The sequence below is a fragment of the Corynebacterium uberis genome (genome assembly GCF_020616335.1).
GTDB classification, from domain to species: Bacteria; Actinomycetota; Actinomycetes; order Mycobacteriales; family Mycobacteriaceae; genus Corynebacterium; species Corynebacterium uberis.
Window position 1 is genome coordinate 1,839,002 of sequence record NZ_CP085051.1, and the last position, 20,853, is coordinate 1,859,854.

The following is a 20,853-nucleotide window of genomic DNA, read 5'->3' on the forward strand; positions in this document are numbered from 1 at the left end:
CCAAGAGGTAAGAAGACTTTTCATGGCTAATATCAAGTCTCAGAAAAAGCGCGTGCTGACCAACGAGAAGCGCCGTCAGCGCAACCAGGCCGTGCGTTCCCGCGTGCGCACGGAGATCCGCAAGTTCCGTGAGATCGCCGCCACCGGCGACAAGGACGCCGCCGAGGCTCAGCTGCGCCTGGCCTCCAAGACCCTGGACAAGGCTGTGAGCAAGGGCGTCTACCACCGCAACAATGCGGCCAACAAGAAGTCCAAGATGGCCCTGGTGTTCAACAAGCTCAGCTAGGACCCTTCGGCTCCTTTGGGCGCGAGACTCTGCGCGCCTGACTTACCGCCCCACCGGTGATTTCACCGGCTCGGGGCGGTTTTGTTTGCTTGGGGCCTGTGCTGGAACCCCAGAACTAGCCTGCGCGAATGGCGCAGACTAGTTATCGTGCTCCGGGGTTTGACTCGGCCACGGTGCTACCGGGTCTAGTCGCGTACCCACGCCCCGATCACGCCGGGCACCACCGGCTCCGGGTCACCCAACAGCGCCTTCAAATTACCCTTACGCTCAACCTTGCTGGTCACCGCCTTAACCGGGCCGCGCTTCTTATTCTGCGCACCAGGGTTTGCCGCGCCCATCATCGGAACCATCCCACGACCAGCACTCGCGCTTCTCGACGCCCCCACTCCCGCAGCCCCTGCGATTCCCTGCGGGGTGCCGGGGCCACCACCTAAAGCGCTGCCCGCGAAAGAACCACCGGAGCCAGGCATCCCTGCCCGCAGGCCAGCACCAAGACCAGCACCACCCAGCCCGGCACCACCCAGCCCGGCGCCCATTCCGGCACCACCGGGTAGGCCTACCTGCCCGGCCCCAAACACCGAACCAGCCCCCGGCGACATCGCACCACCACCAACCCCCGGCGTGCGGTGCACCGGATACCCACCAGCACCCGCAAGACCTGCGGCCATCGGCCCCATCGGGGCGAGCGGTACTCCTGTTGAGGACGCATGCGTGCCCACCTGGTGAGCACCAATTCCCCCACCACTGCTGCCGACTACTCGTGGAGCGCCACCAGTTTGGCCCTGCTGGTTTGCACCACCCATACCGGCTAGCGGGGAAGTTGCAGTCCCGCCTGGGTGTGCCTGGGGACCGGGCGCGCTGCCGAGTTGTGTGCCGGCCTGGCGAACTGCGTGCTCGCCGCCGGCCCCGACTGCGTTAGCTGCCTGCTGTGCTGCTTGGCCGGCTTGGTGTGCTGTTTGGCCTGCTTGTTGGGTCAGGCCTTGTGCGCCGTGTGTTGCTTGCGTTGCTGCTGATTCTGCCCCAGCGGCCGTGGTTGTTGCCGAGTTCGCGCCGATGCGCTCGGCATGCTGAAGATTATTGTGCACTTCCTCAAACCGCGCCTGCGGATTCTCGGAGACATACCTGGCCGTATCAACCAACCGATCTAAGGCTTTTTGACCAGCCGGTACCAACTCTGCCGGATCATAGGTTTTCTTCGCCCCTGGGATTGCGCTCATATCCAACCCCAACAAAGCACCGACATTTATGTGAGAATCGAGGTCCATCAAGTTATTCACCGGAGGTATCGCCGCAGCCAGCATCGGCGTAAATGCGCCAGGGAAGGACTGCAAAAAGGAGGCTTCAGCTTGCAAGCGAAGCTCTACGTCCGGAATGGCATTAATCGCGCTGGCGGCAGATTGCACGGCTGAGGCACCTGCCGAGTGCGCAGCAACAAGACCTTCGGTGGCGCTACCTACCAATGCAGCATTGGTGGCAAAGGCACGTCCGTTATTAGCTACCTGGGCAATATGAGCAGCTGCCTTGGTAAACACCAGCCCGTGGTTGTGGGCTGACAGGCTGATAGCAACGCTTGCTAGCCCTGCGGCAACCTTGCCAATCTCTGCGGCCATCTGTGCCCAGGTTGCTGCTGATTGTGTGGCCTGGTGCACCTGCGTGGCAGCAAAGCTAGCGGACAGCTGGGCCAGGGATGTTGCCGGGGCGACGAGAGGTGGAGTGAACACGAAGGGCTCGATGGTCTTCGGAGGTCGTGGCGGGAAGACCACTCCGGTGTGTTGAGCGAGGTGGCCAGCAGCCCTATCTGCATGGGCAAGCGCCTGGGCGACCAGGTGATCCTGTCCGGTTAGGGCATCGATGCTGGCTTTCAGTGCTTGGTTCAGCCAGCGCACTTGCGCGGCGTAACCGGTCAACACGCGCAGGGCAGATCCGGGTGCCCCTTTAAGGATCGCTCCGTGGTTGATACCGAGCTGGTCGAGACCAGAGACGGTAGAAAACGAACCATTGATCGTGGCGGTCAGTGACCTTTGAGATGCACGGAAGGCTCCACGATGGTGCAAACGTATTTCTTGACCGCACTTTGCCGAGGCCGTGAGGCTCACGTCAATTTCCATTATTCCCCCTTGAGATATTTGATGAGTGCTGAGTGCTTTTCTATCAGGATCCGGCAGGCCCCTTGTTTATCTTGTTCCCCTTCACTTTCAAAGTCTAGAGTCCATCGCCCCCTGCTCGTCATCACACTTGTGACACACTCAGATGGTGGACTGTCCGGGTATGTCAAGATGTCGATATCTACCCCAAAAGCGCTCGTAGCTGGCTCAATCACAATGCCACCTTTTGGCGCATCCCGATCTTGGAGTGTATTGACAGTAATTCCAAATACATGGAAATTTGGATGCCCGGGTTCCTCGCTATATAAGCATCCGTGATCACCGCCAATAGAGGAGGCCTGACCCTGTATCTCCCCCATTCCCAGCTCTCGATACACCTCGGCCGGGATCTCCTCGCAAGGCTTGAACAGCTGAAAGTCCGGAGCGTTGGCGTCGAAAGGACCAAACTCGATGGGCGCCGTTAGCCCTGCGGGCATCGTAGTTTGCCGGGTTTGCCTCGACGTATCGGTGGCCTGAGGTGCGGGGGTTTGGTCTGGCTGGGCCAGTTGGTCCGGCTGACCTGTGCAGCCAGCACACATCATGCCGCCAGCTATGAGGCCAAGTGTGATGAGGTGGGTAGGTTTCATGGGCGCCTCCTGGAAAGGACGTCTACTGGATCCGTTCCTTCATTTGACTGCCCTGGCCCATAAGCGGTTCCCGGACCTATCGCCCGGGGGGTGATTCGACACCCCCACACCTAGCTCCCCGGCCAGCCACCCGGCCCCACAAACCGCCGCAGCATTCGAACATGTCGTCACCTGCCGCGGAAACTAAATTCTGACCTGCGGAAACGCACCGGCCAAAAAATCCGTGCAGACATCAGACAACCTAGTGGCCGTAGTATCACACCTTAGGTCCAAGACAGCACCCCCGCGCACAGCGGCACCCGCCAACACCCCCACACCTAACTCCCCAGCCAGCCACCCGCCCCCACAAACCGCCGCAGCATTCGAACATGTCGTCACCTGCCGCGGAAACTAAATTCTGACCTGCGGAAACGCACCGGCCAAAAAATCCGTGCAGACATCAGACAACCTAGCGGCCGCCGCGGCACACATTAACGCGAACGCAGCAGCAGCAGCACCACCACACCCAGTCGCTCACAACACTGTCATCGCACCCCGGACCAGGAGCACGCTGCCAAAGATCATGAAGATTGACCCGGAGACAATGTCTATCCACGGCCCGGCGCGCAGCAGCCGTCGGCGCACCGCCTTGGTGGAAATGATCAGCGCCATGCAGATGAAGTAGATCAGCGACGTCCCGCACAGCGCCGCGATCATGACCAACGATTCCGCCACGGAAGGGTGTGCTGGCATGGCTGGGGCCACGATGGCCGCCAGGAAGAGCACAATTTTGGGGTTGGACAGGTTCGTGGCCAGGGCTAGGCGTGCGCTGCGCCAGGGGCTGCCTAGGGCTTGGGTTGCGGCGAATTCGTCATGCACGGGCAGGCGCCGGGCGCGCAGTCCGCCGCTGGTCATGGCGCGTCCCATGAGGAAGAGGAACAGTCCGCCGCACAGTTCGATGAGGCCCACCAGGGCCGGATAGCGCGTCAGTAGTGCGGCGGCGCCGAATACCGTGAGGCTGACCCACATGATCACCCCGAGGTGGAGCGCGAACACCGCGGTTAACGCGTGCCGGCGCGACTTGGTGGCAAGGCGGGTGACCAGCAGGACGTCAGGCCCGGGCGAGGCCGCTCCGATGAGGTTGAGGACGACAACGGAGAGGATCGCTCCTACGTTCATTGCAGGCGACCCACCAGATCTTCCCGGCCGAACATGCGGGCGGTGTCCAGGGCTGTGGGGGTTCCTGCCAGGGGGTCTGCACCGGCGGCGATCAGGGCGTCTACTACCGCGTCTTCACGCTTGAATATTGCTCCGGCCAGCGGTGACTGGCCGCGATCGTTGAGCGTGTTGGGGTCTGCCCCCAGTTCCACCAGCCCGGTGACCAGGTCTGCGTGGCCGGCGTAGGCGGCCAGCATGAGGAAGGTGTTGCCTTCCTGGTTTTTCAGGTCCACCGGCACTCCTGCTCGGATGTAGTCGAGAAGCGTGGGTTCGCCGCTGCGGGCGAGGTCAAAGAGGCGACCGGCGAACTGGGCAACGTCGTCGGGGGTTTGTCCGGTTGGCTGGGCCCCGTTCGGATCAGGCTGGATGCCGTTCGGATCAGCCTGGGCGCCGTTCGGGTCACCCTGGTGGGGAGTGCTCATGGTCTACAGATCATAAGGCAGCGGGGGTGGGCCCCCTCCCAGGTGGGTAAGCCCGTGGTCTAGCCGGCGAGTTCCGCGATGCGGGACACGGCGGATTCCACGGCGAATTCTGGTTGGCCGCCTTGGCCTTTGACGGTCGCGTCCAGGTCTGCCATGAGGATGACGGCGCGGGAGACGGCGTCTGTGTTCCAGCGGCGGGCTACTTTAGCGGTCTTTTCTATGACGAAGGGGTGGGCGCCGAGGGTGGCGGCGAGCCCGCGGGCGTCGATACGCCCTGTGGTGGAGTACAGCCGCGCGATCATGCCTACTTTGGAGCTGAGCGCGCCTGCAATGGCTACGGGGCTCATGCCGAGTTGGAGTGCCCGGCGCGTGGCGGCCAGGGCTCGGGAGCGTTGGCCGCCGACGGCCCAGTCGGCGATGTCGAAACTGGAGATTTCGGCTACCCCTGAGTAGTAGGCGCGCACGGTGGCCACTGTGACTTCCCCGTCCGCATCGGAGCAGAGTTGCGCCACGGCGGAGGCGAGTTCGCGCAGGTCAGAGCCGACTCCTTCGAGGAGCGCATGGACAACATCGGGGGTGACTTTGTGTCCGTGGCTGCGAAATTCCTGCGTGACCCAGCCGGGCAGTTCGCGTTGGCGGACTTCGTCGGCGTGGTGGACGTGTGCCATCTTGGTCAGCTTGGTTGCCAGTGCCTTTTGGCGCCCGCCCCCAGTGTGCTCGATGATCAGGGTGATGCCGGGGCCGGGGTCGCGGACCAGGCCGACCAGCAGTTCGGCCGGTTCCTTGCCCGCGGATTCGGCGTGCTGGAGGACTACCACGCGTTCGTCGGCAAACAGGGAGGGTGAGACGAGTTCCAGCAGTTCGCCGCTGGTGATTTCTCCGGCGTTCATCGTGGTCACCGTCGCCCCAGGGATGGCGCCGACGATCTGTTCGCGGGTGCGCTGCCGCACGAACTCCTCCGGCCCCACGATGAGGTGCACCTGCTCGTTCATGCCCACCATCGTGCCACGCGCGGGGCTAGAACCGACCGTCGGCTGCCCGCTGCGTGCCATCGCGCAGGATCTCCACGGGGCCGTCGCGGGCGGGAAAGACCACGGGCACCCCCTGCGGCGTGACCGTCGGGCGGCGCGCGGGAGCGCCGCTGGCATCGCGCACCACCACCAGTTGCGTGCCGGGTGGAACATCGAGGGCGTCGTCACGCTTATCGACGACCACCGTGGTCAACGTCCCCATATCCACTGCCGGTGCCCGCAGGGGCTGCGGGACTCCCACCACGGTGACCACCGCAGCGCAGGCCAGCACGGCGCAGGTCAGCCGGACTCTGCCCGTCGCCCAGCCATAGCCCACCCAGCCGTACGCCACTAGGACGGCCACCGGGCCCACCCCCAGGCTCGCACCGGGCAGCGCAGCCAGGTGCACCGCCACCTGGCCGATCCACCACGTGCACGGCGAAATCAGCCGCACCAGTGCCACCGCGATGGGCGGGCTGACGCATCCGACCACCACGGCGATCAGCCCCACCACCGTCACCGGCGGAACCATCGCTGCCACGGCGACGTTGGCTACCACGGAGACCACCGGAACCTTGCCTGCCATCGCTGCGATGAGCGGTGCGGTGACCACGTCTGCCGCCACGGCGACCGCCACGGCACGGACCACCACGTCTGGCACCTGCCAGCGCGCCACGCACGCCAGCTGCCCGTAGATGGCGGGAAACAGCGCCACGATTCCTGCCGTTGCCCCCACCGACAGCGCAAACCCCCACTGGCAGGCCAGCTGCGAATCCCAGCCCACCAACGCCACCACCGCCAGGCACAACCCATGGATCGGCGGCACGCGGCTGGAACCCACCACGGCAAGAACCCCCACGGTGCCCGTCACGGCCGCGCGCAGCACCGACGCCTCCGGGCCCACCACCGTGCAAAAGACCAGCAGGAGACCCAGCGCACAGGCGGCCTGCACCCGCGGGCCCAGCGTCAGCCACCGACACAGCACTATCGCGCAGCTGCACACGATGGTCACGTTCGCCCCAGAGACCGCAGACAGGTGGCTTAGGCCCGTATCCAGGCATGCCTGGTGCAGCTGGGCGTCCTCCAGGGAGGTATCCCCCACCACCATGCCGGGGACCAAGCCGCGGGAATGCCCGGAAACAGCCTGGGTGACCACATCCCGGAACTGGCTGCGAATGTCAGCTACCTGGCCCGCCCACCCCGAAGGCGGCTGCGCCACCACGCTGTGGGCCCGGCCGCTAAAGGCGTTGACCCCTGCCTCTGCCACCGGCTGCCACCGGGCCCGCACCACCACCTGTGTGCCGGCGGGAAAATCTGCCTCCTGCGGGCTTATCACCCGCAGCGTCCCAGGGCGACCGGCCACCCGCAGCACCAGGAGCCAGGGGTGCTCCGGCGAATTGATCTGCACCGCCGCCCGCTCCAGCGCGCCGCGAACCTCCACCGGGGGTTCTATCGACCCGGCGCGCACCCGCGCCTGCGCGATGATCCCCACCACCGCGGGCACCACCCCAAGGATGACGGCCTGGCCGGGTTGGCGCAGCCACGCTGCCACCGCCACCAGGATTGCCACGGCGAGGACGGACAGCGCCACTACCCAGTGGTGCCGGCTGACTACCGCGGCACAGATCAGCCATGCGGCCGCCGCGACGGGCACCAGGCGCAGCTCGTTCACAGGCTCACCTGGCTGCTGATCGCCTCAAACTTGGCTGGGCCTATGCCGCGGACCTCTTTGAGCTGGGCGACATCGCTAAACCCGCCGATCTTGTCGCGGTAGTCCACGATCGCCGTGGCGGTGACCTTGCCCACCCCGTCAAGGGCCATGAGTTCTTCAACGCTTGCGGAGTTGAGCGAGACCATGCCCCCTGCCCCACCGCCGGGGGCGGATCCGACCGCAGGGGCCGGGGCGGCGACGGCCTGCCCGGGCGCTGGGACGGCGAGCTGTTCGCCGTCGGAAAGCTTGCGCGCCAGGTTCAGCGTGTCAACCTGGGCGCCGGGATGCGGGCGGGCGTGGTCGAGGGCATCGGCAACCCGGGCGCCCGGGGCGAGCGTGACCAGCCCGGGGTGTTCGACATCGCCGATGACTGCCACGACCAGCTCGTTGGGGTGTTCCTGCGTGGGCTCTGCGGGCATGCTCGCCTGGGCGGCGGCCAGCTGTGCCGGCAGGGTGGCATCCATGTCGTCGGCTGGGCGGGCGACAACCCACCAGCCGCCTAGCGCAACAACGGCCAGCGCGCCTGCGGCAATGCCCTGCCGCGCCGAGATGTGCCAGCGCTGCGGCGGGTAGGTGACCTCCATGAGGTCTTCTTCCCCCGTGGGTCGAGTCAGCTCCTTGAGCCTGTCCACAACGTCCATGCCCGCGCAGACTAGCCCGCCCACGCCGGAGCGCACCCCGGACAAGAGCGCGCTGCGAAGCCCGGCTGTGGATAACCCTTATTCGTCCACAGTCACCGCACCCGGCCAGTGCGCCGCGGTTGCCTCCGGCACCACGGACACACCAATGGCCCCCGGGCCCGAATGGGCGGCCAGCGCCTCGGTGAGGGAACCCGTCAGAACCGTCGAACCCGCGGGAACAACCGCCTCAAGCATGGCGGCAAGCCGGTGGGTAGCCTCGCGCGCCTCATACTCCTGGAGGGCCACCACCCCGGGCCGATCGCCCAAAAATGCGCTCACCAGGTCCGTCAGCCGCGTAAAGGCCTTGGATTGGGTGCGGGTTTTGGTGGCAAGCTCCACCTTGCCGCGGCTAATCGCCATGATCGGTTTGGTAGCCAGCGCCGTGGACACCACCGCCGTGGCCGCGGACATGCGCCCGGAGCGGCGCAGCTCATCAAGGCGGTGCAGGTAGAGCCAGGTGGCGCTGCGATCCAGCACGTCAACCGCCGCGTGGTAGCAGGCGTCCAGGTCTGCGCCCGCGCGGGCCTGCTCGGCTGCGGCGACGGCCGCCAGCCCTACTGCCGCGCCGACGGTGGGGGTGTCAACGACGCGCACGGTGGCGTCGAAAAGCGCTGCGGCCTGCACCGCGGCGGACCAGGTTTGGGAGAGCTCCTTGGGCACGTGGAGCGCCACCACCCCGGCGTCGCCGCCGCGCTCGAGCTGCCGGGCGTAGGCGGCGCACAGTTCCAGGGCGCTCAGGCCGGCCGTGGTCGTGCCCGTGGTGTGCACGTCCAGCACGGTGATGTCCCAGTGCCGCGCCACCTGCGGCGGCAGGTTGGCCGCGGAGTCCACCACGATGCGCACGCTCATGACCGTCAGCTCCCCGCTCCCACGTTCCAGCCGGCCAGGTACCACTGGGCCTGCGGGTCCTCCGGGTCAATGCGTGCGTCTGTGACAGAGTCTGCTTCGGCACTGCCATGTTCGTAGGGGCGGCGGGCCACCAGCTGCGACCAGCGCGTGTTTCCCAGCCCCCCGAGCAGCGGGTATTGCTCCGTGGCCAGCCCCAGCAGGTTGCTCGTCAGCGCGGAGATGGTGCCCCCGTGGGCGACCAACAGCACGGGGCGCTCATCCCACTGCGGGTAGGAGGCCATCAGTTCATCGACAACCGGGCGGGCCCGGCGCGCAACCTCTAGGCGGGACTCACCGCCCGGCGGGGCCCAGGTGGCGTCGTGGCGCCAGTAGGCCCGCGCCCCCGGGTGATCGCCGTCGACCTCCACGTGGGTACGTCCCTGCCAGGCACCGAGGTGGGTTTCGCGCAGGCGCGCATCAACACGCGCAACACCCACGCCGACCTGTTCGGCGATGAGCTGGGCGGTGTCTGCCGCACGCTTGAGGTCGGAGGAGATGATCAGCCCAATGTTGGCGTCCGCCAGGCTGCGGCCGGCCGCGATGGCCTGGTCGCGGCCGCGTTCGGAGAGATCTGTGTCAAGCTGGCCCTGCATCCGGCGGGTGGCGTTGTAGGTGGTCTCGCCGTGCCGGATCATCAACAATTGCCGGGTCATGGGTGGTGCCTTTAGAACTGCTCGTCGTCTTCGGGTCCGGCCTGCGCCAGCGGGATGTCTTCCAGGGAGGTCACCGTGCGCACGTCAACCTCGCTGGCCCAGCTGCCCGGGCGCTCCGGGGCGGGAATGCCCTCAATGTCCACCAGCGGGCAGTCCCGGTAGAGGCGATCCAGGCCATAAAACTCGCGCTCGGCGGCGCGCTGAATGTGCACCACCACGGCGCCGTAATCGAGCAGCACCCAGCGGTTTTCCCGGTTGCCCTCGCGGCGCAGCGGCTCATACCCGTGCTCGGAGAGCTGGTCTTCTACCTCCTCGACGATGGCGCGCACCTGGCGCTCATTGTCGGCAGAGGCGATGACAAAGCAATCGCTAATGGCCATGACATTAGCGACGTCGATGACCGCAATGTTGTCAGCCTGCTTCTCATCGGCGGCACGCGCCGCGATGGTGGCAAGTTCTAGGGAAGAATCGGTAACAGTCACTCAAGTCCTTTGCGTGTTCACCCCGGAAGTCCGTGAGTGCAGGAACCGGGAAGAGTCGTATCCACCGGCTATATTTCCACGCCTGGGCCCCTATTTGCCACTTGGGTCGCGCGTTCAGTCACCGGCTGGGCTGCCGTAGAGGCCGCGCTTGGCAATGTATTGCACCACCCCGTCGGGCACCAGGTACCACACCGGCTGCCCGCGCTGGGCCCGCCTGCGGCAATCGGTCGATGAGATCGCCATGGCGGGGACGTCGATAAGCGAGACCCGCTCCCGGTGCACCTCCGGAACCAAATCCTGGCTGAGCTCATAGCCGGGCCGGGTCACCCCGATAAAATGTGCGAGGTCAAACATGGCTTCCCAATCGCGCCAGGTGACAATGGTGGCCAGCGCGTCCGCACCGATGATAAAGAACAACTCCGCGTCCGGAAACTGGGCGTGAATATCACGCAGCGTGTCAATGGTATAGGTAGGCCCGGGGCGGTCAATGTCCACCCGGCTGACACTAAAGCGTGGGTTGGAGGCCGTGGCCACCACCGTCATCAGGTAGCGATCCTCCGCCGCAGACACCTGACGATCCGCCTTCTGCCAGGGCTGACCCGTGGGCACGAAGATCACGCTGTCTAAGTGGAACCGCCACGCGACCTCGCTGGCGGCAACCAGGTGCCCGTGGTGAATGGGGTCAAAGGTCCCGCCCATAATTCCGATGCGCAGCCGGCCATCGGCAAGACTGTGCGCGGCATTGACCACTGCGGGATTATCGTGAGACAACTCAACCATGACGTGTGCGGGTCCCTTGTGCGGTAGAAGGTGCGCAGAAATAGCGAAAAAGCAGTTTTCCCGATTCTAGAACCCCGCTAATTCAGCAACACCACCCGGCACCGGGACTGCCACCCCAGGCACCGGGGAATTGATCACCTGCATCGCCGACGGGGTGACCTTGAGATACACCTCGTGGAAGCGCTGCCCGCCCAGGTATCCAGCAAGAAAAGCGGCAAGTTCGGGGTCGGTGCTGGCGGCCGCGCGGGTGGCCTCCGGGACCTCAAACGCCGCCGCGTAGTTGCGCGGTACCGCCTGAACAAGCCCGGCCGGGCGCGCCCCAAACTCGCCATCACCGGGCAGCGCCCGCATACTCAGCGGCGTGCCCATCCTCCCGTCGATCGTGTGCAGGACCAGCGGATAGGCCCGTCCACCCACCGTGAGCGTGACGTCGCGCCGCGGGGATGCGTAGGCAAAGTGCTCCACGCTTATCGACGCCCCCGGGGCCACCTCTCCTGCAAAGTTGAACTCCGATGGCGCCGCGAGCGTGTCTTCAGAACGATCGCGCGGTGAGTTTTCCAACTCCCTGCCGCGCACGGGTTGGTCCGTCACGCTAAACGCCCACGCGGGATCCCCGAGCGCTTTATGCCAATAGCCGGTGCGACCGGCAGCGTCTATTCCTTCCACGCTCAATTCCCGGTTGCTTGAGCCCGGCGCGGTGGAATGCACAGAAATCCGATCGGTGATCCGTCCCGGGATTTTGGGCTGGTGGTGCCAGTCATCGGCGGGAAGCCCGATGGGGGCGGTATTCGGATCCAGCCGGTGGCGTGCGGCGTCGGCGGCCTCCGGCCGCGGGTCATCGCCCCAGACGTAGCGGAACTGGGCGGGATCCGAGCCGTTGACGTCAAAGTCACTTAAACGGGTGTACATGTCCCCGTACTTGTTGGTCACCACGACCACCGATCCCGACGCGGAGACCGACTGCGCCTGGAAGCGCGAGTTCAGCGGCATGCCCACCTCATAGGAGTAATCGCGCGCCAGCCAGGGGTCGAGCATGTACAGCCGCGAGCCGTCCTCACTGAGCGCAAGAACCTGGGTGACCTTGGCCAAGGACACCGGCTGGTGCTTGCCATCCGGGGTGTCATAGGTCAGGTCGGTATGGTTTCCGATGAGACTCAACACCCACCGTCCCGGCTGCGTGGTGGGAGACTGAAGCCCCTTTCCCAACCACACCGGCCCGCCCCAGGCGCGTATCCACCCCCAACGATTCGGGCTGGATAGCAGGTTGGACAGCGTGTACATCCAGCCTGCCTCATCCAGGGCGACCAGGGCGTCATCGTTCAGCGAGATCCCCACAATGTGCCCGGCAAGGCAGTCCGGGGTGGGTAGCTCACGCCACTGCTCCACCACCGCGGCATCCTGCGCCGGGCGGGGGCGCACAAACAGCCGACCGGCATGCAGCGCGACGTCGATGAGATCGTTGAAGCCTTGCGTGTTATCCCGCAGGTCTACCCGCTGGGGAAGAAATTGGGCAGGGCCGACCACCGGCAGCTCGTCCCAGCCCGCGCGCCCGTAATCCGGGGCGACCAAGCCCAGCGGGAATTGGCCGTTACCTTTGCGTACATCCCCCAGCTGGGGCACACAGGGTGCCGGGCCACTCGATGCGGGCACAACAGGCTGTGGGGAATCCGGTGCCGCAGCCGCGGAAGCGGCGGCACTCGTCGCGGCGGCGGTGAGCGCAACCGCAAGCAGGGTTGCTGGCATTGTTCGCCAGTGGCGTGGGGTACGGGGCGAGCGGTTCATGGCATCTCCTTGCTGGTGTGGCGGCGCCAAGGCGAAACGCTGCTAGCCTTGTCCTTCCGCCTGCCCGACGACCTCGCCCACCCACCTGCGGAAGGTGTCGGTGGCGGCTAAGACGGCGGCGTCGTTAGTCGTTGGGGCGTCGTGCAGGAAGTACAGCGCGTGGGTGCCGCCACCTCCGGCCAGCGCCTTGGCGGCGGAATCGGGGCCGGCGTCGCAGACAAAGTCATCGCGCAGGCAGTAGTTGAGGCGCCGCTGCGTGGGCAGCGCAGTGGTGGTCAGGGAGTTGGTTGCAGTCAGCCCCAGCAGGCCGATGCCGAATTGCGGGTCGCCGACCAAGGAGGGGTCGCCGGGGGCGAGCAGCGGGTTGCCGATGTAGAGGGCACCGTAGAGTCTGCCGGTGCGCGCGGCGGTATCGCGCTCGCGGGCCTGCAAGATCGCCGCGCCCTGGGAGTAGCCCAGGAAGATGTAGTTCGGGTGGCATCCGGTGGTGGATTCGTAGCCGTCCATCACGGTGCTCACGCCCGCGGTGCCGCGAACAATCGAGCTGACAAAACCGCTGGTGGCATTCCACACGATGGTCGAAGCCGGGGTGTGTTCCAGCAGGGCTGCGATGCGCCGGGCGGTTTCCAGCGGGGTCATATCCTCGCCGACCTCCGCGATGCGCGGCACGTGGAGGTCCGCCGGGTAGACGCTGGCGTCCAGGCCGATGACCTGCACGTTCTTCATCAGCGACTCGCCGGTGGCGGCGCGGTGGCGGGCCTCAGCAAGCTGGAAGAAGGCCCGCAGGTTTTCTTCCTCATAGCCGTTGGATACCCAGGGGGCGTCGGTGCTGTAGCGGGTGGGGGCGAGGTTTTCGTTTTGTTCGGAGCCGCGGGCGGCCACCACGGCGACGGCCGGACAGGTGGCGCTGGTTGGTTGTGCTTGCGGTTGCGCTTGGGCGGTGGTGGCTGGCAGGGGTGTAAGCAGGACTGCTGCTAGGGTCGCGGCGAGTGCTCGAGTGCCGGTGCGCAGTGTTCGGCGTGCCCGCGACGGTTCCCGCAATAGTGCCCGCGACTGTGCCCGCGACGGAGCTTGCGATTGTCTGCGCGCTGGTGTCCGCGAGTTTCTCATAGCCACGCGTCCTCTCGTGTGGGGCAGGTGTTCCTATGAATATTAAAGTAACGCCCTGAGACCTTGGTTGCATAGAAAGGCAGACCATGAAAAACCCTTTGCTTCCGGCGCTGGCTGCGGTCATCGCCATCGGGGCGCTGTTGAGCGCGTGCACGTTGCCTACCCGCCAGGAGCCCCAACCCCCGATGCGCTCCGGGCATGTGGTGGTGCTGGCCACGGGCGGCACCATCGCGTCGACGCACGTTGACGGGGCGGTGATCCCCACCGTGTCCGGCCCGGAGCTGGTGGATGCGATTCGAGATCGCATCGGCGAGAAGGTCAAGGTGGAGGTGCAGCAGGTTGCGGAGCTGGATTCCTCCGCCATGACGTTCAAGGACACGGACACCATCCTGACGGCCATCGGCAAGGCACTGGACCGCAAGGACGTTGATGCGGTGGTGGTCACCCACGGTACGGATTCCATGGAGGAGTCTGCCGTGGCCGCCGATGCGTTCCTGTCCGATACCCGCCCGGTGGTCTTCACCGGCGCGATGCGCGCCTTCGACGATGAGGACCCCGACGGCCCGGCCAACCTGTCCGACGCCATCAACGCGAGCCTGGACCCGGCCAACCGCGGCAAGGGCGCCTTCATCAGCTTCGGCGGGCGCCTGATCCCCGCCCGCGGCGCCTACAAGGCCCACACCACCGAAGCCGATGGCTTTGCCTCCAACCAGCCGGCCGACGCAACCCGCCCGGATGCGGTGCCCTACGCACCGCTGGCACCCATCGATGTGCAGATCATCTCCGCGTTCCCGGGGGCACCGCGCACGCTTATCGACGCCGCGATCAGCCGCGGCGCGCGCGGCCTGATCATCGAAGGCATGGGCGCCGGCAACGTCGGCGAGGAGATGTCCCAGGCCATCACCGACGCCCTGGACCGCGACGTGGCCGTGGTGATGAGCACCCGCGTGCCCACCGGCTCAGTGGAAGGCACCTATGGCGGCGCCGGCGGCGGGGCAACCCTGGCCGCCCGCGGCGTCATCTCCTCCGGATGGTTCCGCGCCCCGCAGGCCCGGGTGCTGCTGGCCGCAGCCCTGGCCAGCCACACCGATCCGGCCGTCCTGCTGGAGACGGCCGCGCCCCAAATGTAGGCCCGCGCGGCGGGCTAGGGGCGCACCTGGCCGTCGCCCTCCAAAATCCACTTGGTGCTGGTCAGCTCCGGCAGGGCCATGGGGCCGCGGGCGTGAAGCTTCTGGGTAGAAATGCCGATCTCCGCGCCCATGCCGTAGACCTCGCCGTCCGTGAAGGCCGTCGAGGCGTTGATGTTCACCGCGGCGGAGTCCACAGCCGCGGCAAAGCGCTGTGTTACCGCGTAATCGCGCGCGGCAATCGCCTCCGTGTGCCCGGACGACCAGCGCGCAATGTGGGCGATGGCGCCCTCCACGCCGTCGACAAAACCCGCGGCAATATCCATGCTTAAGTACTCCTCGGCCCAGTCCTCCTCCGTGGCCGGGACCACGCCGTCGACGCCCCGGTCCTCCCACTGCGATACCTGGCCGTGAATGGTGACCCCCGCTTCGCGCAGGGCGGTGGCCACGGTGCGGACGGAGGCGTCGGAAAGTGCAGAATCCAGCAGGACCGTCTCGGTGGCATTACACACCGAGGGCCGCCGCGTCTTGCCGTTGATCAGCAGCGCGACCGCCTGCTCCAGATCCGCCGAGGCATCGATGTAGAGGTGACAATTGCCCGTGCCCGTCTCAATGGCCGGCACGCTCGCCCCCTCCACCACCGCGTTAATCAGGCGTGCCGAGCCACGCGGAATAACCACATCCACCAGCCCGCGCGCCGTGATGAGCGCCTGCACCGAATCATGGGTCTGGCTGGGCAGCAGGCTCACCAGATCGGCGGGCAGACCGGCATCCACGAGCACGCCGCGCAGCACCTCCACCAGGGCCTCGTTGGTGTGACGTGCCGACTTCGACCCCCGCAACAACGCAACGTTGCCGGACTTCAGCGCCAAACCAAAGGCATCAACCGTCACGTTCGGGCGGGCCTCATAGACCATCCCCATCACCCCCAACGGCACCCGCACCTGGCGCATGCGGATGCCATTGGCCAGCACCCGACCTGCCACCACCTGGCCCACCGGATCCTCCAGGCCGGCGACCTGGCGCAGCCCATCCGCAATACCCCGCAGCCGGGTGGCGTCCAGGCGCAGCCGATCAATCAGCCCCGCATCCATCCCGGCGCGCTGGCCTGCCGCCACGTCGGCGTCGTTGGCTTTCAGCACCGCGTCCGTCGCGTCCTCGAGTGCCTGGGCCGCGGCAGCCAGGACAGCGTTTTTAGTGGCGCTGCTCAAGCCCGCGGCGATGGGGGCCACCGCGCGGGCGGCACGGGCAAGCCGCAGCACCTGCTGGGGCTCGTCACTCAACGTCGGGTCCGGGGTGTGGGCGGGCAACTCAGTCATGGCCGCTTAGTCTAGCCGCAGCTACCTGCGCGTGTGGCCGCTATCACGCGGAAGGCGGCTGCGGAGGTTACGGCCGGTCCGGGTCGCGGGGTGTCTGCACGGTGGGCTGGTCGGGCCGACTGGACTGGCTGGACTGGCCGGACCGACTGCGGCGGTTGCGGCGCACGGCACCGACGCCCAGCCCCACGCCCACCACGATGGGAACCCACAGCTTGGGGTGGTCCGCCATCCACACCAGCCATTCCGGCAGGTCAACATGGGGAAGGCTGATGTGCGGCCAGGGGATGTCCGGCCACGGAATGTCCGGCCAATCAATGTGCGGCCACGGGATATTCGGCCAGTTGATGTGCGGCCAGGGAATCATCGCCAGCAGCTTCCCCAGCATCTTCATCAGGTACGACGCCGCAGGGCCCAGCACCACGAGCACCAGCAGCGCCCACCCCGCCTTGCTCAGGCCGGCGCCCATCGGCAGTGCCCACCGCTTCCACGGCGACTGCTCCATTGCCTGGTACCGCCGCGCCGCCCGACTCCCCGGCGGCGGGGTCAGCGTCATCCACCCCTGGCCCGCCGCCGGACGCAGGTGGATCTCTGTCACCCAGGCATCCAGCGGCCCGGTGACAAGACGGATCGCCGGGCCGCGGGTGCGCCCATAACTGCCGGTTTGGTTGGGCTCCAGCTCGCCGGGTTGGCTTAGCTCCAGCATCCCAGCGGAGATCCCGGGCGCGCGGGCTATGGGAACCCCGGCGCGGGTGACCAGCACCGCCTTGTCGGTTGATTGGTCTACCTGGTCTAGGAACGCGCGCACCCGCGCCCGCAGGCCCCGTGGCGCACTGGACGCGGTAGTGGCGGGCACGGCGGTGGCGGAGGCGGCGTCGCTACGCATGGGCCCGCATTCGTCCTGGGCCTGCGGTTCCGAGGCCGCATCTGTGTCGGTGTCTGTGTCGGTGTCTGGCTGTGCTTTCTTCTTTTTGTCCGGCTGCGGGAAATCGGGATCCCAGGCTTTCAGCTGGTCGGGGGTGCCCAGGTGGACCGCAATTGGTCCATACTCTGGGGTGGGCAGCGTCCAGGTTTCCACTGCGTCCCCTGGCAAGGAGCTCATGGCGTCAGTCATGGTGGTTTCATGGTAGCGCTGCATGCTCCGGCGAACCTATAGTGGCGCGCATGTCACAGCCTGCCCCCACTCCCCGGCGCATGCGCGTGCGTCACCTGCAGGAGTTCGCCGATACCGGCACCCCGATTACGGCGCTGACCTGCTACGATGCGCTGACCGCTGAGCTTTTCGACGCCGCCGGCATCGACCTGCTGCTCGTCGGGGACTCCGCCGCCAACGTCGTCTTCGGCCGGCCCACCACCTTAAGCGCCACGGTCGCGGAGATGACCACCCTGGGTCGCGCCGTCGCCAGTGCTGCACGCCGCGCGCTCGTGGTGGTGGACCTGCCCTTCGGCTCCTACGAGGTCAGCGAGGAGCAGGCCACCGCCACCGCCATCGCGGTGATGAAGGACACCGGCGCGGACGCCATCAAGCTCGAAGGCGGGACCACCCGCGCTGGCGCGATTCGGCGCATCGTCGACGCTGGCGTGCCCGTGATTGCCCACGTGGGCTACACCCCGCAGTCCGAGCACGCGCTCGGCGGGCACGTCATCCAAGGCCGCGGCAGCGCCGCACAGCGCGTGCGTGCCGACGCCCTCGCCGTCCAGACCGCAGGCGCCTGCGCGGTGGTCCTCGAGATGGTGCCAGCACAGCTGGCCGCCGACCTCACCGCAGAGCTGACCATCCCCACCATCGGAATCGGCGCGGGCGCGCAGACCAACGGGCAGATCCTGGTGTGGCAAGACGCCCTCGGGCTCACGCAGCGCACCCCGCGATTCGTCCGCCACTTCGCCGACCTGCGCGCCACCATCTCCCAGGGCGTTGCCGCCTACCGTGACGCCGTGCACGCGGGCACCTTCCCCGCCGCCAGCGAGTCCTACACTGAGCAGTCATGACCACCGTATGCACCACCATCGCGCAGCTCCATGACGCCCTGCGCGATACCCCCGCAGGCTCTCGCGCGCTCGTGCCCACCATGGGGGCCTTGCATTCCGGCCACGCCAGCCTCATCGACCAGGCCCGCGCGTCGCACAGCACCGTGGTGGCCAGCGTCTTTGTCAACCCACTGCAGTTTGCCGACTGCGGCCAATGCGACGACTACCTGGCCTACCCCCGCGACCTCGACGCCGACGTCGCCCTGTTGCGCGACCACGGCGTGGACATCGTCTTTGCCCCCAGCGTCGATGAGATGTACCCGCACGGCCAACCCCAGGCGTGGGTGCGCACCGGCAAGCTGGGCACCCAACTCGAAGGCGCCAGCCGACCCGGACACTTCGACGGCGTGGCCACCGTGGTGGCCAAACTCTTCCACCTGGTCCGCCCCACCCACGCCTACTTTGGGCGCAAGGACGCCCAACAGGTGGCGGTAATCCAGGCCATGGTCAGCGACCTCAACTTTGCCGTGGAGATCGTCGCCGTGCCCATCATCCGCGCCGCCGATGGGCTGGCAGAATCCTCCCGCAATCGCCGGCTCAGCGAGGTCAACCGGCGCGCCGCTCTTGCCCTGCCGCGGGCGCTCGCAGAACTGGCTGCGGCCGGACCTGACGGGCTGGACGCTGCGCGCGAGCACCTCGCCACAGCCCCAGGCCTGACCCTGGACTACCTCGAGGTCGTCGACCCGCGCACCTTCCAGCCCACCGACACCACCCCGGCACTGGCCGTGGTCGCCGCCCAAGTAGGCCCGGTGCGCCTGATAGACAACCGCGAGATCTAGCGCTGCGTCTCCCGCGGCACCACCACCGGCCGGCCGGTGCGCGGGTCCGTAAACAGGTCACAGTTCATCTCATAGACGTCCGCCACCAGCTGTGCGGTGACCACCTCATCGACCGGTCCCTGGGCCACAATCTGGCCCTTCTTCATCATGATCAGATCCGTGGCGTACCGGAACGCCAGCGTCAGCTCGTGCAACACCGCCACCACCGTGCGGCCCTCCCGCTGGAGATCCCGCGCCAAGTTGAGCACCTCTACCTGATGGGCGATGTCCAGGTACGTCGTCGGCTCATCGAGCAGGATGATCGGGGTGTCCTGCGCCAGTGCCAGGGCGATCCACACCCGTTGGCGCTGCCCGCCGGACAGTTCGGCGACCTGCATATCGGCAAGCTCGGTGACGTTGGCGCGCGCCATCGCGTGATCCACGGCCTGTTGGTCCGCCTTGGTCCACTGCCTAAACATCCCCTGGTGCGGGTAGCGGCCCCGGGCCACCAGGTCTGCCACCCGGATGCCCTCCGGGGCGATCGGCGACTGCGGCAGCAGGGCCAGCCTGCGGGCCACCTCGCGGGTGGGCAGGGCGGTGATGGGGGTGGCGTCGAGAAGCACCCGCCCCCGGGAGGTGTCCAACATGCGTGCCAGCGCACGCAGCAGTGTGGACTTGCCGCACGCATTCGGCCCGACGATGACTGTGAAGCTGCCGGTGGGGATCTGCGTGGTCAGCCCAGAGATGATCGTGCGATCGCCGTAACCAACATCAATATCTTCGGCGCACAGGCGCGACTGACTCATCGATTCTTCCTCCACTCCCTGGCCAACAGCCAGATCAAATACGCGCCACCCAGCACACCCGTAACCACACCCACCGGCAACTGCGTGGGTGCGACAATGCGCTGCGCAATAACATCCGAAGCCAACACCAACAACGCACCCATCAGGCCCGCCACCAGCATGCCGCTGCCCGAAGGCCGCGCTACCCGCTTAGCCAACTGCGGAGCGGCCAGGGCCACAAAGCCGATCGGCCCCGTGGCGGCGACGGCCACCGCCACCAACAACACGCCCACGGCGATCAGCGCCAGCCGGTACTTGGCCACCGCCACGCCCAACCCCGTGGCCAGATCCTCACCAGTAGTCATCACCGACAGCGGGCGGGAACACGCCAAGCCGATCGGGATGAGCACCACCAGCGCCGCGCCGATGACGGCCGTCTGCGGCCACGTGGTGGCGTTGAAAGAACCCGCCAGCCACACCGCCGCAGCCTGCGCAGACGACAGGCTCGCGCGCACCACCAGCAGCGAATTAATACCCTGAGCGATAAAGGACACGCCCAGTCCGATGAGAACAAAGCGAATGCCCGACGCCTTGGCGCCGCCCGACAGCCACAGCACCAGCGCGCCGGTGACAAAGCCGCCCAGCGCCGCGCCCGCCGCGACGGCCACCGGGCCGCCATCAAAGACAATGATCTGCAGGATCGCGCCCGTGGCCGCGCCGGTGGTAAAGCCGGTGATATCCGGGCTGCCCAGGGGGTTGGCCGTCAACGACTGGAAAATGCAGCCCGAAATGCCGAGCGCCGCGCCTACCAGCACCGCCAACACCACACGGGGGGCGCGCATGCGCTGGACAAAGAAGCCGGCTAGCGGGTCATCGCCCGTGCCAAAAACGGCGCGCACCACCCCGGCAGGACTAATCGGGTAGTCCCCCAGCGTCATCGCCCAGACTGCGATCACCGCGATGGCGGCGACCATGGCTAGTGCCACCGTCAGCGTCCGCGCGGAAACCACAGTTCCCCAGGGTCCTGCCGACAGGCGGATGGACCTTGGTGTGCGCCGCTGGCCGTGCGAGCGCGACGCGCTTGGGGTGCCTGATTCCGCGGGCATA

21 protein-coding genes are annotated in these 20,853 nt (G+C 66.9%); 4 read left to right on the top strand and 17 right to left on the bottom strand.

Annotated elements, in window-relative coordinates:
• Nucleotides 1-22: 22 nt before the first annotated feature.
• The gene (gene rpsT, locus LH390_RS08405; protein WP_227281738.1) at nucleotides 23-286 is read left to right on the top strand and encodes a 30S ribosomal protein S20; all 264 of its coding nucleotides are present in this window, start codon (nucleotides 23-25) and stop codon (nucleotides 284-286) included.
• A 185-nt stretch (nucleotides 287-471) separates the two neighbouring features.
• On the opposite strand, the gene LH390_RS08410 is transcribed toward rpsT, so the two are convergent.
• The 13 genes from LH390_RS08410 to LH390_RS08470 form a co-directional block, all read right to left on the bottom strand.
• Nucleotides 472-2,172, bottom strand: coding sequence for a hypothetical protein (locus LH390_RS08410; protein WP_227282731.1), 1,701 nt, complete (start codon nucleotides 2,170-2,172; stop codon nucleotides 472-474).
• Nucleotides 2,173-2,393: 221 nt separating this feature from the next.
• Nucleotides 2,394-3,017, bottom strand: a complete 624-nt coding sequence (locus LH390_RS08415; protein ID WP_227281737.1) for a DUF3558 family protein — start codon at nucleotides 3,015-3,017, stop codon at nucleotides 2,394-2,396.
• Nucleotides 3,018-3,530: 513 nt separating this feature from the next.
• Entirely contained in the window at nucleotides 3,531-4,175 is a 645-nt protein-coding gene (locus tag LH390_RS08420; RefSeq protein ID WP_227281736.1) for a LysE family translocator, read from the bottom strand.
• The gene (locus LH390_RS08425; protein ID WP_227288192.1) at nucleotides 4,172-4,636 is read right to left on the bottom strand and encodes an ankyrin repeat domain-containing protein; all 465 of its coding nucleotides are present in this window, start codon (nucleotides 4,634-4,636) and stop codon (nucleotides 4,172-4,174) included. Before LH390_RS08425 ends, LH390_RS08420 begins: the two co-directional genes overlap by 4 nt.
• A 59-nt stretch (nucleotides 4,637-4,695) precedes the next feature.
• Nucleotides 4,696-5,628, bottom strand: coding sequence for a DNA polymerase III subunit delta (holA, locus tag LH390_RS08430; RefSeq protein WP_227281735.1), 933 nt, complete (start codon nucleotides 5,626-5,628; stop codon nucleotides 4,696-4,698).
• Between the two features lie 25 nt (nucleotides 5,629-5,653).
• The gene (locus tag LH390_RS08435; protein WP_227324260.1) at nucleotides 5,654-7,318 is read right to left on the bottom strand and encodes a ComEC/Rec2 family competence protein; all 1,665 of its coding nucleotides are present in this window, start codon (nucleotides 7,316-7,318) and stop codon (nucleotides 5,654-5,656) included.
• The gene (locus tag LH390_RS08440; protein ID WP_227281733.1) at nucleotides 7,315-7,998 is read right to left on the bottom strand and encodes a ComEA family DNA-binding protein; all 684 of its coding nucleotides are present in this window, start codon (nucleotides 7,996-7,998) and stop codon (nucleotides 7,315-7,317) included. The genes LH390_RS08435 and LH390_RS08440 overlap by 4 nt, the downstream gene beginning before the upstream one ends.
• A gap of 78 nt (nucleotides 7,999-8,076) precedes the next feature.
• Complete coding sequence (locus LH390_RS08445; protein ID WP_227281732.1) at nucleotides 8,077-8,886, bottom strand: DegV family protein; 810 nt, start codon at nucleotides 8,884-8,886, stop codon at nucleotides 8,077-8,079.
• 5 nt (nucleotides 8,887-8,891) lie between these two features.
• Entirely contained in the window at nucleotides 8,892-9,578 is a 687-nt protein-coding gene (locus LH390_RS08450) for a histidine phosphatase family protein (protein WP_227281731.1), read from the bottom strand.
• Between the two features lie 11 nt (nucleotides 9,579-9,589).
• Nucleotides 9,590-10,060, bottom strand: coding sequence for a ribosome silencing factor (rsfS, locus tag LH390_RS08455; RefSeq protein WP_227288193.1), 471 nt, complete (start codon nucleotides 10,058-10,060; stop codon nucleotides 9,590-9,592).
• 114 nt (nucleotides 10,061-10,174) lie between these two features.
• Complete coding sequence (gene nadD, locus LH390_RS08460; protein WP_227281729.1) at nucleotides 10,175-10,840, bottom strand: nicotinate-nucleotide adenylyltransferase; 666 nt, start codon at nucleotides 10,838-10,840, stop codon at nucleotides 10,175-10,177.
• 66 nt (nucleotides 10,841-10,906) lie between these two features.
• Complete coding sequence (locus LH390_RS08465) at nucleotides 10,907-12,622, bottom strand: hypothetical protein (protein ID WP_227281728.1); 1,716 nt, start codon at nucleotides 12,620-12,622, stop codon at nucleotides 10,907-10,909.
• Nucleotides 12,623-12,664: 42 nt separating this feature from the next.
• Nucleotides 12,665-13,732: a hypothetical protein gene (locus LH390_RS08470; protein ID WP_227337365.1), complete on the bottom strand. Its 1,068-nt coding sequence runs from the start codon at nucleotides 13,730-13,732 to the stop codon at nucleotides 12,665-12,667.
• A gap of 86 nt (nucleotides 13,733-13,818) precedes the next feature.
• Here LH390_RS08470 and LH390_RS08475 point away from each other — a divergent pair, with 86 nt between their 5' ends.
• Nucleotides 13,819-14,862, top strand: coding sequence for an asparaginase (locus LH390_RS08475; RefSeq protein WP_227281726.1), 1,044 nt, complete (start codon nucleotides 13,819-13,821; stop codon nucleotides 14,860-14,862).
• Nucleotides 14,863-14,876: 14 nt separating this feature from the next.
• Here the strand turns inward: LH390_RS08475 and LH390_RS08480 are convergent, their stop codons facing one another.
• Nucleotides 14,877-16,178: a glutamate-5-semialdehyde dehydrogenase gene (locus tag LH390_RS08480; protein ID WP_227281725.1), complete on the bottom strand. Its 1,302-nt coding sequence runs from the start codon at nucleotides 16,176-16,178 to the stop codon at nucleotides 14,877-14,879.
• A 67-nt stretch (nucleotides 16,179-16,245) separates the two neighbouring features.
• Nucleotides 16,246-17,289 (bottom strand): hypothetical protein, encoded by a 1,044-nt coding sequence (locus LH390_RS08485; protein WP_227281724.1) that lies wholly within the window; start codon nucleotides 17,287-17,289, stop codon nucleotides 16,246-16,248.
• A gap of 50 nt (nucleotides 17,290-17,339) precedes the next feature.
• Here LH390_RS08485 and panB point away from each other — a divergent pair, with 50 nt between their 5' ends.
• Both panB and panC read left to right on the top strand, forming a co-directional pair.
• On the top strand, nucleotides 17,340-18,164 hold the full coding sequence (gene panB, locus LH390_RS08490) for a 3-methyl-2-oxobutanoate hydroxymethyltransferase (RefSeq protein WP_227281723.1): 825 nt from the start codon (nucleotides 17,340-17,342) through the stop codon (nucleotides 18,162-18,164).
• Nucleotides 18,161-18,982 (top strand): pantoate--beta-alanine ligase, encoded by an 822-nt coding sequence (gene panC / locus LH390_RS08495; RefSeq protein WP_227281722.1) that lies wholly within the window; start codon nucleotides 18,161-18,163, stop codon nucleotides 18,980-18,982. Before panB ends, panC begins: the two co-directional genes overlap by 4 nt.
• Here panC and LH390_RS08500 read toward each other — a convergent pair.
• Nucleotides 18,979-19,767 (bottom strand): ABC transporter ATP-binding protein, encoded by a 789-nt coding sequence (locus tag LH390_RS08500; protein WP_227281721.1) that lies wholly within the window; start codon nucleotides 19,765-19,767, stop codon nucleotides 18,979-18,981. The genes panC and LH390_RS08500 overlap by 4 nt on opposite strands.
• A complete protein-coding gene (locus LH390_RS08505; RefSeq protein ID WP_227281720.1) occupies nucleotides 19,764-20,756 on the bottom strand; it encodes a FecCD family ABC transporter permease in 993 nt (330 codons plus the stop codon). Before LH390_RS08505 ends, LH390_RS08500 begins: the two co-directional genes overlap by 4 nt.
• Between the last annotated feature and the right edge of the window lie 97 nt (nucleotides 20,757-20,853).